At 45.5% G+C, this 12,364-nt stretch carries 11 protein-coding genes and 1 tRNA gene; 3 read left to right on the top strand and 9 right to left on the bottom strand.

The genetic code is table 11. The annotated features are described in order from the left end of the window. Positions 1-312: 312 nt before the first annotated feature. From nusG to V7R42_RS08655, 5 genes are all read right to left on the bottom strand, one after another. Positions 313-864 carry a transcription termination/antitermination protein NusG gene (nusG, locus tag V7R42_RS08675; protein WP_014951044.1) on the bottom strand — a complete coding sequence of 184 codons (552 nt, stop codon included), beginning with the start codon at positions 862-864 and terminating at the stop codon, positions 313-315. A 4-nt stretch (positions 865-868) separates the two neighbouring features. Further along, positions 869-1,246 (bottom strand): preprotein translocase subunit SecE, encoded by a 378-nt coding sequence (gene secE / locus V7R42_RS08670; protein ID WP_014951045.1) that lies wholly within the window; start codon positions 1,244-1,246, stop codon positions 869-871. Between the two features lie 81 nt (positions 1,247-1,327). After that, a tRNA-Trp gene (locus V7R42_RS08665) sits at positions 1,328-1,404 on the bottom strand. Positions 1,405-1,571: 167 nt separating this feature from the next. Next, positions 1,572-3,413 carry an ABC transporter ATP-binding protein gene (locus V7R42_RS08660; protein ID WP_334019770.1) on the bottom strand — a complete coding sequence of 614 codons (1,842 nt, stop codon included), beginning with the start codon at positions 3,411-3,413 and terminating at the stop codon, positions 1,572-1,574. A gap of 215 nt (positions 3,414-3,628) precedes the next feature. After that, positions 3,629-4,252, bottom strand: coding sequence for an RraA family protein (locus tag V7R42_RS08655; RefSeq protein WP_334019769.1), 624 nt, complete (start codon positions 4,250-4,252; stop codon positions 3,629-3,631). A gap of 251 nt (positions 4,253-4,503) precedes the next feature. On the opposite strand from V7R42_RS08655, the gene V7R42_RS08650 reads away from it, so the two are divergent. Both V7R42_RS08650 and V7R42_RS08645 read left to right on the top strand, forming a co-directional pair. Next, a complete protein-coding gene (locus tag V7R42_RS08650) occupies positions 4,504-6,570 on the top strand; it encodes a M13 family metallopeptidase (protein ID WP_334019768.1) in 2,067 nt (688 codons plus the stop codon). A 135-nt stretch (positions 6,571-6,705) separates the two neighbouring features. Then, positions 6,706-7,398 carry a lysoplasmalogenase gene (locus V7R42_RS08645; RefSeq protein WP_334019767.1) on the top strand — a complete coding sequence of 231 codons (693 nt, stop codon included), beginning with the start codon at positions 6,706-6,708 and terminating at the stop codon, positions 7,396-7,398. Here the strand turns inward: V7R42_RS08645 and V7R42_RS08640 are convergent. From V7R42_RS08640 to V7R42_RS08625, 4 genes are all read right to left on the bottom strand, one after another. Continuing rightward, positions 7,395-7,793 carry an ACT domain-containing protein gene (locus V7R42_RS08640; RefSeq protein WP_334019766.1) on the bottom strand — a complete coding sequence of 133 codons (399 nt, stop codon included), beginning with the start codon at positions 7,791-7,793 and terminating at the stop codon, positions 7,395-7,397. The genes V7R42_RS08645 and V7R42_RS08640 overlap by 4 nt on opposite strands. A 49-nt stretch (positions 7,794-7,842) precedes the next feature. Further along, entirely contained in the window at positions 7,843-9,222 is a 1,380-nt protein-coding gene (gene dbpA, locus V7R42_RS08635; RefSeq protein WP_334019765.1) for an ATP-dependent RNA helicase DbpA, read from the bottom strand. A 233-nt stretch (positions 9,223-9,455) separates the two neighbouring features. After that, positions 9,456-10,502: a dihydroorotase gene (gene pyrC / locus V7R42_RS08630; RefSeq protein ID WP_334019764.1), complete on the bottom strand. Its 1,047-nt coding sequence runs from the start codon at positions 10,500-10,502 to the stop codon at positions 9,456-9,458. A 99-nt stretch (positions 10,503-10,601) separates the two neighbouring features. Continuing rightward, positions 10,602-11,144 carry a lipocalin family protein gene (locus V7R42_RS08625; protein ID WP_334019763.1) on the bottom strand — a complete coding sequence of 181 codons (543 nt, stop codon included), beginning with the start codon at positions 11,142-11,144 and terminating at the stop codon, positions 10,602-10,604. 258 nt (positions 11,145-11,402) lie between these two features. Here V7R42_RS08625 and V7R42_RS08620 point away from each other — a divergent pair, with 258 nt between their 5' ends. Next, positions 11,403-12,353 (top strand): aldo/keto reductase, encoded by a 951-nt coding sequence (locus V7R42_RS08620; RefSeq protein WP_334019762.1) that lies wholly within the window; start codon positions 11,403-11,405, stop codon positions 12,351-12,353. Positions 12,354-12,364 lie beyond the last annotated feature (11 nt).

The following is a 12,364-nucleotide window of genomic DNA, read 5'->3' as shown; positions in this document are numbered from 1 at the left end:
TGGACGGTGTCGTAGAGACTTATTTTTGATTTATTGGTATGTAGATTTCTGTTCTAACGGCAGCCATTTTTTTCAAATTCATGATTAACGCAATCGTTAAATAACGTTAAAACAACATCTCTAACTAGCTCACAATAAGTGTTAAAAGCTAACGCGAACTCCTTTTCAATGCGCATAAAAAAATCCGAAATCAGAAACTGATATCGGATTTTGAACCGTAAAAACATTGGATAACCGACCGCGTCAATACGTCTTAATTTATCGGTATTACCCCTGAAGGGTCTTTTTAAAATGTTGTATACGAGCGTAAACTTAGCCTTTTTCTACCTGACCAAATTCTAGGTCTACCGGTGTAGAACGACCGAAGATAAGTACCGATACTTTTACGCGGCTCTTTTCGTAGTCTACTTCTTCTACCACACCGTTGAAGTCTGCAAATGGGCCATCGATAACACGAATAACTTCGCCTGGCTCGAATAGCGTTTTTGGTCTTGGCTTATCAACGTTTTCTTCAAGACGATTTAAGATAGCATCAGCTTCTTTCTGCGTGATTGGCATTGGGCGGTCAGATGTACCACCGATGAAACCAAGTACGCGAGGTACGCTTTTCACTAAGTGCCATGACTCTTCTGTCATCGCCATTTCTACCAATACGTAACCTGGGTAGAACTTACGCTCAGACTTACGCTTTTGGCCCGCACGCATTTCTACGACTTCTTCTGTTGGTACTAGTACCTGACCGAAGTAGTCTTCCATATTGTGCATTTTGATGTATTCAAGCAGGGTCTTCTTAACGCGAGACTCGTATTGTGAATAGGCTTGAACTACGTACCATCTTTTCTTTACTGCTTCTTCTTCAGACATACGGTTATGCTCCTATTCCTGTAATAAAGCCAACTACACGAACAATGATGCCGTCTAGTCCCCATAAAATTAGTGCCATGATTAACGTCGCTGCAAGCACGATAAGTGTAGTTTGGTTCGCCTCTTGGCGAGTTGGCCACACAACCTTGCGAACTTCTGTGCGAGACTCTTTAGCAAAGCTCAAGAAGGTGCTACCTTTTTCGGTAGTTGCCGCGATAAAACCAGCTATACCAACTACCACAACAATCGCGATGGCACGGTACAGTACCGAGATCTCACCGTACATTGTATTAGCGGTTACTAAACCGGCAAGTAGTGCAAAAACCACTACCCATTTAAACATGTCCAATGCATTGGACTGATTTTCCGTCTTTTCGCTCATGTTACGATCCTAGCACTACAGCGTCGTTGTTTTACGCATATAAAAAATGCGCAACTTAAAAATTCTTAGTTTAAGTAAATTTGGCAGGGGTGGAGGGACTCGAACCCCCAACCATCGGTTTTGGAGACCGCTGTTCTACCAATTCGAACTACACCCCTGTGGTGTCTAAAAGACAAAATTTACTTACACTGCCCTTGTGAGTTGTGCGTCTTTTCTAAGGAAAATGCGGTATCGCAAGGGAGGGACGCGTATTATACTTAACCACTTTCAAGATACAAGCGGTTTATCCATCCCATCTGCGATTGAACGCTAATTCGCACCTTGCCTATTCAACGCCTATAAATCCGCCCGTTTGGTGTGCCCAAAGCTTGGCATATATGCCATTGTGCGCAATAAGCTCGGCATGGGTTCCCTGCTCTACAATATTACCCTTATCCAGAACAAGTAATCTGTCCATTTGCGCAATGGTCGACAAGCGATGCGCAATAGCCAGCACGGTTTTGCCTTCCATCACTTTATCCAGACAGGCTTGAATGGCCGCTTCAACTTCTGAATCTAGCGCCGATGTGGCTTCGTCCAGCACTAGTACAGGCGCGTCTTTTAGCAATACGCGAGCAATGGCAATGCGCTGGCGCTGACCGCCTGAAAGCTTCACACCGCGCTCACCTACATGCGCGTCGTACCCTGTTCTACCGTGGCTATCGGTAAGCGTAAGAATAAAGTCGTGTGCTTCTGCCTGTTTAGCTGCACGGATCATGTCATCTTCTGTTGCATCGGTTCGCCCGTAAAGAATGTTGTCGCGTACCGAACGGTGCATAAGCGATGTATCTTGTGTCACCATGCTAATTTTAGCGCGAAGGGTTTCTTGGCCTACTTCAGTGATATCTTGGCCATCAATGACTATACGACCGCTCTGGGTGTCGTAAAAACGCATGAGCAAATTAACCAGGGTCGATTTACCCGCCCCAGAACGGCCCACTAAGCCCACTTTTTCTCCGGGCTCTATCGCTAAATCTAAGTTATTGAACACATCAATAGGTTTATTGTTTGCACCTGAGTAAGAAAAATGCACATTATCGAAGTTAATCCCGCCGCCATTTACCTTTAACGCGTCGGCCTTAGGCTTGTCTTTTACTGCTATAGGCTGTGCTAGCGTATTCATACCGTCTTGCACCGTACCTAAGTTCTCGAATAATCCTGATACTTCCCACATTACCCAGTGAGACATACCGTTTAATCGCAAACACAGACTAATGGCAATGGCGATATCGCCCGGGCTTGCAATATTTTCCATCCATAAATACACAGACAGCGCGCCCACAGTAAAAATGAGAATGGCGTTAGCCATTTCCACGCAGAATTCCAACACGGTAACCAAACGCATTTGCGGGTAAACCGTCTTAAGAAAACCATCCATGCTTTCTTTGGCGTAATCCGCTTCGCGCCGACTATGTGAAAACAGCTTGACTGTGGTGATATTGGTATAGCTATCAACAATACGTCCGGTCATTAACGAGCGCGCGTCCGCTTGCTTTTGCGAGACTTCTTTTAATTTAGGTACCAGCACCTTTAAGATACCGATGTACACAAAGAACCACACGATAAGCGGCATGGCTAAGCGCCAGTCTGTGCTGAAAATAAGCACAACCATAGAGATAAAATAAACGGCGATGTACACCAGTAAGTCAAGTACCTTAGTTACTGTCTCTCTTACCGATAGTGCAGTCTGCATAACCTTGGTGGCGACACGACCGGCAAACTCATCGTGGAAGAAAGTTAAACTTTGCCCAAGCAAGTAGCGGTGCGCCTGCCACCTAATGCGCATGGGGTAGTTCCCCATCAAAGACTGACGAGAAAACAGCGAGCGCAACAAAATAAACAGAGGAATAAAAACGAGAACGGTTAACCCCATGCCAATAAGGGTAAATTTTTGATCCGCTAAGAACGTAGCTCGGTTTTGATCAGAGAACCAGTCAACTAACTGCCCTAAAAAGCCGAAAAGCGCCACTTCTAACATGGCGACGATAGCACTTAGCATGGAAACAGTAAGGATTACCCCCCACATGCCTTTTGTGTAGTACTTACAAAATGCAACGATACCTGTTGGTGGTTGGGTAGGCGGCGTGTCAGGGAAAGGCTGGGTCAGCTTTTCAAAAAATGAAAACATGTAAAACTCGTTAGTTATTCAGTGACAGGGCACGTTTACGTATGCCCCAAAATGCTTACGTCACAATTCTACACGATAACTGAAAGTGTGTTGAACTTTGCGGTGTTTTTTTGCCGCAAAGCTCGTTTAAGATCGGTTTATATTTGGCAAAGGTGATTATTTGGAGAAGTGCTTACATAAAACAAATCAACATTAAGCTAGTTTTCTGTCAGCTTTCACTCTGCAAAGCCTAGGTTAGCAAGAATGCTTTCCACTTTTTCAGCGTGTTCAGCTTGCCACTGTTCAAGTGACATAGAACCATCTTTCTGGGCGCGCTTTTGGGCAATATCATAGGCTGCTAGCGCCTCGTCCTTTGGAATTACTGCAATGCCCTCCTCGTCTGCAACAATAATGTCTCCTGGGTTGACCACAACACCACCGCAGGTTATCGGCTCATTCAAGGGCGATAGACATTTCTTAGCGCCAGGCTTAGGGATCACACCGCGCGCAAATACCGGAAACCTATTTTCGCGAGTTTCGGCAAGGTCCCGTATGACACCATCGACAACGAAGCCTTTAATACCGCGAGACTGAGCTATTGCGCAAACGTTGCCGCCCGCAACGGCGAATTCATCATCAGCTTCAACCACAATAATGTCGCCCGGGCTCGCGCGATATATGGCCGCATGCAGCATTAGATGATCACCCGGCTCACATTTTACCGTAAATGCTGGGCCCGCGATGCGTGGCATGCCTCTCCACAATGGTTGTATTGCGTAATGCATAAACTGTTTTCTTGGCAGAGCACCAGCGTATTCGCAAGGTGATACGCTATCGAAAGGGGTATTATGTAAGTCCATCGCCGTTCCTTGAATGTTGAAGTGGCTGAAAAAAACACTATAACGAAATTAGCCTTACAAGTTGTTACAAGCTGTGTATTTTCACTATAAACACTTTTTCTATCACCGCCGCCATGCTAAAAACTAGTAAAAAGCGTGCACGCAGTACGGCCCCCCCTTCTTTACGAAGGGATGCGCAGGTTTCGCAACGCACTAAAACAATAAGCAGCAAACCCAGATGTTGCCCAATAAGATGAAAAGGAAAACTCCACATGTTACGTAGCGTTTTAAGCTTAAGCGTGGCACTTGCCCTAACGGCTTGTAGCCCACAAAATTCAACGACAGAACAACAAAACCAAAGCGCTGCCACCGAAGAGACGCAGCAACAGCTCTCTTCAGGCGTCATTAAAGAGAATATGGACCTGTCTGTAGACCCTGGAGATGACTTCTTCCGCTACGTAAACGGTAAGTGGTTTGACAACTTTGAAATACCAGCAGACAAATCAAGCTATGGCTCTTTCGTTATTCTTCGCGATGAAGCGCAAGATCACGTCATGAACATTATAAAGTCATCTGCAGAGGGCGATTTCAAAGCGGGCAGTGACGAACAGAAAGTGGGGGATTTTTACCGTGCCTATATGGACATGGAAACCCGCAACGAGCTTGGTTTGACGCCGCTAAAACCTGAGCTAACAAAGATTGATGCTATTGAAGACTATACCGACCTTGCTGAGTATTTTGCCTATGCTGCTCGCTATGGTTACGGTACACCGTTCAGCCTAACCCAATATCCTGATCTTAAGTCACCAAAAGAATATTTAATGTACACGTGGCAGTCGGGCTTAGGCCTTCCTGAGCGCGAGTACTACTTCAAGGACGACGAAACATCACAAACCATTCGAGATGCCTACGTTAAACATATTCAAACCATGTTTGAGCTGGCGAGTTTCGACGCGCCCAAAGAAAGCGCGGACATGCTTTTTGCACTTGAGACTAAAATTGCTCAGCTACACATGAAAAAAGAGCAGGCCCGTAACTTTGCTGCCAACTATAACAAACTGACAATTGAAGAACTTAAAGCGTTAATGCCTAAGTTCGATTGGGATGCCTACCTAGCCCAAGCTGATGTAAGCGGCATACCTTCGCTAGGCATACTGCAAAAAGACTACATGCAGAACATTGATGGTGTTATAGCAGACACCTCACTGGAAGATTGGAAAACGTTCCTTAAGTGGGGCTTGTTAAATGCTTCAGCCAGTCGCTTAAATGCCGAGCTTGATGAAGCGAACTTCAACTTCTACAGCAAAGTGCTTCGCGGCGTAGAAGAGCAACAGCCACAGTGGCGTCGTGCAGTGAGTCTTTCAAACGCCCATGTTGGCGAGCTTATCGGTAAGGTTTATGTAAAACAGCACTTCCCGCCTGAAGCGAAAGACCGCATGATGGAAATGGTTAACAACCTACTGCTGGCTTACAAAGAAAGTATCGAAAACCTAGACTGGATGACAGATGAAACACGTGCTCAAGCACTAGACAAGCTGTCTAAGTTTACCGTGAAAATTGGTTATCCAGACCAGTGGAGAGATTATTCAGCACTGACAGTAAATGCTGGTGACTTATTCGGAAACCTTAAGCGCTCTTCTGACGTACTATATGAAGAAATGCTGAAGAAACAAGGCGGCCCAGTTTGGACCCACGAGTGGGGCATGACACCGCAAACCGTTAATGCTTACTACAATCCGCCGCTAAACGAAATTGTATTCCCTGCGGCTATCCTTCAACCTCCGTTCTTTGACATGAACGCGGAAGACGCGGTTAACTATGGTGGTATTGGCGCGGTAATTGGTCACGAAATTGGCCACGGGTTCGATGATGCAGGATCAACGTTTGATGGCGATGGTGTACTCAGAAACTGGTGGACCGATGAAGATCGCAGCGAGTTTGAGGCACGCACTGCAAACCTCATAGACCAATACAATCAATTCGAGGTTTTACCTGATTTACACGTAAACGGTGAATATACCTTAGGTGAAAACATCGGCGACCTTGGCGGTATTAGTATTGCGCTTAAAGCTTATCACTTATCTCTTAACGGTGAAGATGCCCCGGAACTAGATGGCTTCTCTGGCGATCAGCGTGTCTTCATTGGTTACGGCCAAGTTTGGGCCAGCAAATATCGTGAAGAAGCGTTGCGCAGCCAAGTACAAACCGATACCCATTCACCTACGAAGTTCCGCACTAACGGTGCTGTTCGCAACGTACCTGAATTCTACGAAGCGTTTAACGTGACAGAAGAAGACGCGTTGTATTTACCACCAGAAGAACGCGTGAAAATTTGGTAATTCGCGTACTCTAAACACAGTACATAAAGAGTAGCGTACATAAACCAAGATAGCTAAAGCCCCATGTTTGCTTCACCAAACTGGGGCTTTTCTTGTATTGAAGTATATGACTGAGCAGTTTCAAAAAGGCTAAATATGAATGTAAGAGCAACTATTGTCTTTATCAGCTTAGCGTTGATTTACCTGGCGACGCTGCCGCTTACTCCCTACGCGGCGCAATTCTTACCCAAATCTCTACCTATTGTGGTACTTGCAGTCTTCGCCTATATAAAACTCAGCGCTATGCCGCGATATATGGTGTTGACGGCGCTACTTTGTAGCCTTGCTGGAGATATCAGTCTGGCTTTGCCCTTTGCCGAAAGTTTTATTGTTGGTTTATCGTGTTTTTTTGCTGCGCATTTAGCTTATGCTATGTGTTTTGCGTTGCTGCATCGCCGCCTAGTAGAAACGCTCGGCGACCATATCATTTCGCGCAAAGCAAAGTGGTTCATTAGTATTATTATGGTTAGCTTTGCCGTAATGATGGCAGTGCACATTCTGCCAGCGTCGAAAGCCTTATTTTACCCTGTAGTCGCCTATATTGGCGTAATCACATTGATGGGCTTAACCGCAGTGTGGTTGGCTCAAACCAAGCTAATCGTAACTGCTGCGTTACTTTTTGTGATATCAGATGCCATTCTCGCCCAGTCGGTTTTCAAAACCCCGCTTCCACTGTCTACCTTTTGGGTAATGACAACTTACTATGCAGCCCAATATTGCTTAACCATGGGGCTGGTTGATGCGTTTTTGAGAAAAGAGAATAGGCAGGAAGAGAATGGTCAGACCTAGTTAGACAACGACGTTAAAACTTCTACAGCCAAGTCGACTTTTTCAGCTGGCACGAAAATATGGTCGTGATAATAAGCGGCCACCACGTTGGCGCTAATTCCTGCCTTACCCAGCGCAGTGGACATAGCTGCAGTCATGCCTACCGCTTCCAAACTAGAATGTACTTCACAGGTTATGCAGCGATAGTAACCCTCAAATTGAAGCCCAGCCTGCTCGGCTTCAGCTGAAGGCAGAATAAGCGTGGTGCCCTCTCGCTCTTGAAACATACCCTTAGCCGTTGAAATCAACGTACTGGTTAACTTATCTGCAGGCAAAGTAGTGAATATAAAGTCTTCGCTACTGGCTACAGGGTTTAAGTTTTTAAGCAACAGGGCTAAATCAGTTTCGGCAACCACACTAACCTTCCTCTCTACAAGGTAAATACTTACTTTATTAAAGCGTTCACTAAAGCTTTCGGGCTCTAATACGCTTTCCTTTGATCTTTCCTTCTCTAAAGTGCGCCATGGCTTTTTTCACGCTTCGCGTTTTCACTGCGACAAAACTCATGCTGTTCTGAACTTTAATTTTGCCCAAGTCGTCGCCAGGAATGCCCGCATCTTTGGTAAGTGCACCCACCAGATCGCCTGGGCGAAGCTTTTCTTTTTTACCCGCGCTTAGTGAAATACAGGTAAATTCAGGCTGAGTAATTTTGTTTTTATGAAAACGTAGGCTTTGCGCGCCTTTAAGCGGAATATCGCTTTCTTGTAATACTTCTATTTTTCGCAAAAAGTGCTCTTCATCATCGCTCACTAGCGTTACTGCCATGCCTTGAGCGCCCGCACGTGCCGTACGCCCAATGCGGTGAATATGGGTTTCCGGCTCTTCACTTACTGAGTAATTAATTACGCAGGCAACATCGTCAATGTCCAGTCCTCGTGCAGCTACATCGGTGGCTATAAGTACTTGTAGCGCATCGCTGGCAAACTGCATGAGCACCGATGTACGTTGATGCTGTTCCATGTCCCCCTGAAGCCCCTTTGCACTGAAACCGTCTTCTATTAGCTCTTCTACGACTTCATTTACCTGCGTTTTGCGGTTACAGAATACAATCGCATTTTTGGGCTGGTATTCGGTTAACACCGCTTTGAGCGCCTGAGTGCGCGTGTGTGGTAGTACGTTGTAGCCCAACTGCGTGATAGCGGGTTTACTGTCTTGTGACTCAACCTTACAGGTCACCGGGTTATGCAAGTATTGCTTCGCTACACGCTCAATTTGCTCTGTAAATGTTGCAGAAAATAGCAGGGTTTGTACCTGTTTCGGCGTTTGACCGAAAATAATGCGTAAATCGTCCTCGAAGCCCATATCTAACATGCGGTCGGCTTCATCGAGTACGCGTAGTTTTACATTGCTTAAATCAATGCGACGCTTTTCCACATGATCCATTACGCGACCTGGCGTGCCGACGATAATATGAGGGCTATGTTTTAGTGACTGAATTTGCGGTCCCATAGGCTGGCCACCACACAACGTGGTTACTTTGATATTACCGATATTTTTAGCTGCCGTACGGCATTGCTGAGCGACTTGGTCAGCGAGCTCTCGGGTAGGGCAAAGTATAATAGCTTGTGTAGTAAAATCGTTAACTTCAATGTGCTGTAAAGCAGGGATCACAAAGCATAGAGTTTTACCGCTACCTGTTTGCGCCTGGCCTATTACATCTTTACCCTCCAATGTCACAGGGAGCGATTGAGCCTGTATAGGGGAGAGTTGGTAAATGCCCCGTGAGTCTAACGCCTTGGTGATGGCAGGATTTATATCTAAATGCTTAACGGTTTCAACTGTCATTTATTTGGGTTCCAAAGGTGTACTACACCATGTTCGGTATGATGAGCTATGCCGTATTCTTGGGACACCATGTCACTCCATGAAGAAGGCTGCTCATTAAACTTGTCACTCATTTTCACACCGGCCGCCGCTAGTTTTAGCCTCTCTCAAACCAAAACACAGATGACTATCTTTGACAGTCCCAGGTAGGCCGTTGAAATGTCGTACTTACTTGTGAGTGTTAATACATATCGCTACGCTTGAAATGCCTTTTCTAATTTCCACTGTAATGTTTGCCCCGCAAAAAATGGAACCATATCAGTGCCATCAGCTAGGGTGACTTGCTCCGGCACCGTCCATGACTCTTTCACTAATGTCATGGTCGTCGTATTTCGCGGTAAACCATAAAAATCTGCACCGTAATGGCTAGCAAAACCTTCAAGTTTGTCTATTGCATCAAGTTGCTCGAACACTTCTGCATAAAGCTCAATAGCAGACCATGCGCTATAACAACCCGCACAACCACAGGCATTTTCTTTTTTATGCTTTGCATGTGGCGCAGAGTCAGTGCCTAAGAAGAACTTTTTGTTGCCGCTTGCCACCATATCGCGCAGTGCTTTTTGATGGGTGTTACGCTTGAGCACTGGCAAGCAATAGTTATGAGGACGCACCCCACCAACCAGTAAATCGTTGCGATTTAATAATAAGTGTTGAGGGGTAATGGTGGCTCCAACAAATTCGCTAGCGCCCGCTACGAAGCTTGCAGCATCTGCTGTTGTAATGTGCTCGAACACCACTTTCAGCTTAGGGAATGCTTCAACAATAGGCCCTAAATGGGTATCTATAAATACTTTCTCACGGTCAAAAATATCAATGTGATGCTCGGTCACTTCACCGTGTATCAACAATAACAAACCTTGTTCTTGCATGGCTTGGAATACTGGGTATAAAGCGTGAATGCCTTTTACTGCGGCGTCTGAATTAGTGGTGGCCCCTGCAGGATATAGCTTGCACGCAGTAACGCCCGCTCGTTTTGCATCGACAATATCTTGAGGCGTCGTTTGGTTAGTAAGGAATAAGGTCATTAAAGGCTCAAAGCTACTGCCATTTGGTCTTGCAGCCTCAATTCGATCTTTATACGCCATCGCCATCTCAGCGTTAACCACTGGTGGCACAAGATTTGGCATAACAATAGCTCGCTGGAAACAACGTGCGGTTGCAGGCACTGTTTCAGTCAGCATTTCGTTATCGCGAAAGTGAAGATGCCAATCGTCTGGCGTAGTGATGGTGAGCGTTTGCATGCCTTTGTCTCTCTTAGTACTTATTCAAACAGAGGGGAAGATGCGTGCAATAATAACACAACTCCCATTTTGCGCGCAGAACAACTCGCTTGAATGTTGCTATGAGTTTTCTTTGCCGTGATCTACCCAGATAAGCTTACTAATGTCATAGCCAGCCTTTGTTGCTTTTTCTAACAAGTGCCTTCGGACTTCGTCTGAAATAGAAGGCGTTCGCGCTAAAATCCAAAGGTAATCCTTATCAGGGCCTGTTATGAGAGCATATTGATAGCCCTCTTTATCGAGCTCCATAATTACATAGCTTGCGTAAAACGGACCAAAGAACGATACCTTAAGGTGTCCTGTGGTTTTTGCACCGACAAAGTACGCTTTGCCTTCGGCTTCATCCCACGTAGTTTCTTCTTTAGAAAAGCCGCGGTTTATAACGTTGACGCCCCCATCATCGCGCATACTGTAGGTTGCTGTAACTTCGCTTAACCCTTCCTCAAAGCTATGGTCAAAGCGCGCTATTTCATACCACTTTCCTAAATAACGAGAAAGCTCAAAGCCCTCAACCGGCGCTACTTTGTCAGGCACGCCAGTACAACCAGACAAACCCGCACACACCATACTTACCATTATCATTGAAACGAACTGTTTAAACATACGCCCTCTTTCCTTTGAACTGATTTTTTCAAAAGCTAACGTGTTAATTTCAATAAACGCCTCTATGACGCTAAAAATGATCTTTATCGTTTCCGCAACACCATAAACCCTCAAACCAGGCTAACGGTCGCTAGTAAAAATACGCTCGCCTAATCAGGCTTTTATTATCACTTGGACCATATTACAGTGCTTTTAAAACAAGCCTCGAGCTAATATTGGCCCTGCCCGCTCGATATTCTTAAACAGGGAGAAAATGACATGAATGCACACTTTCCACACGCAAGCCGCTTAATTTATGGATGCATGGGTTTAGGTGGTGGTTGGAACGACGAACCAGTAACCAAAACCGATGTAAGCCAAGCAAGAAGCATCATCGACACTGTGCTAGATATAGATATTACTGTGTTTGACCATGCTGATATTTATACATTTGGCAAAGCCGAAACGGTTTTTGGTGAAGCGCTCAAGCAAGCGCCCGAGTTAAAAGACAAAATGATCATCCAATCTAAATGTGCTATACGCTTTGAAGATGATTTAGGACCAAAGCGTTATGACTTTTCAGCGAATCACATTCACACTTCAGTTGAGGGCATCCTTACTAGATTAGGTATAGAGCAGCTCGATATATTGTTGCTACATCGACCAGACCCACTTATGGAGTTAGAAGAAGTCGCAGGTACACTGCAGCTACTTCAGCAACAAGGAAAAATCAAGCATGTGGGGGTTTCTAACATGCATGGCCACCAAATTAATTATCTTCAGTCTGCACTTTCTACTCCTATAGTTGCCAACCAACTTGAAATGAGCCTGGGTTTCAGAGACTGGTTAGAAGACGGTATTACTACCAACAGTGCTGCTAATCGCGATATAGGGTATGCGCCCGGCACTCTTGAATACTGCATGATGAATAACGTGCAACTTCAGGCGTGGGGAAGCTTGGCACAAGGAAGATACACAGGCGCAAACGTTGAAGATAGCAAAGACCGCGCGACAGCAGATTTGGTGGCTCAGCTTGCAAGTGAGTATCAAACTACGTCTGAAGCCATTGTTCTAGCTTGGCTGATGCGTCATCCTGCTAATATTGCGCCAGTTCTGGGCAGTACTAATATTGACAGAATTAAAGCATGCCAGAAGGCTGTAGATGTGCATTTAAGCCGAGAGCACTGGTACACGTTATTTGAGGCTTCTCGCGGCCAAGACATGCCGTAGGCATATAAATA

Origin of the sequence: Alteromonas sp. S015, from assembly GCF_036864485.1 — a bacterium.
Classification (GTDB): domain Bacteria; phylum Pseudomonadota; class Gammaproteobacteria; order Enterobacterales; family Alteromonadaceae; genus Alteromonas.
This window is presented reverse-complemented; position numbering and strand designations above follow the sequence as displayed.

Coding starts and splice junctions, on each gene's coding strand:
- nusG (WP_014951044.1), bottom strand. CDS start 864: ATGTCTGAAGAAGAAGCAGTAAAGAAAAGATGGTACGTAGTTCAAGCC.
- secE (WP_014951045.1), bottom strand. CDS start 1,246: ATGAGCGAAAAGACGGAAAATCAGTCCAATGCATTGGACATGTTTAAA.
- V7R42_RS08660 (WP_334019770.1), bottom strand. CDS start 3,413: ATGTTTTCATTTTTTGAAAAGCTGACCCAGCCTTTCCCTGACACGCCG.
- V7R42_RS08655 (WP_334019769.1), bottom strand. CDS start 4,252: ATGGACTTACATAATACCCCTTTCGATAGCGTATCACCTTGCGAATAC.
- V7R42_RS08650 (WP_334019768.1), top strand. CDS start 4,504: ATGTTACGTAGCGTTTTAAGCTTAAGCGTGGCACTTGCCCTAACGGCT.
- V7R42_RS08645 (WP_334019767.1), top strand. CDS start 6,706: ATGAATGTAAGAGCAACTATTGTCTTTATCAGCTTAGCGTTGATTTAC.
- dbpA (WP_334019765.1), bottom strand. CDS start 9,222: ATGACAGTTGAAACCGTTAAGCATTTAGATATAAATCCTGCCATCACC.
- pyrC (WP_334019764.1), bottom strand. CDS start 10,502: ATGCAAACGCTCACCATCACTACGCCAGACGATTGGCATCTTCACTTT.
- V7R42_RS08625 (WP_334019763.1), bottom strand. CDS start 11,144: ATGTTTAAACAGTTCGTTTCAATGATAATGGTAAGTATGGTGTGTGCG.
- V7R42_RS08620 (WP_334019762.1), top strand. CDS start 11,403: ATGAATGCACACTTTCCACACGCAAGCCGCTTAATTTATGGATGCATG.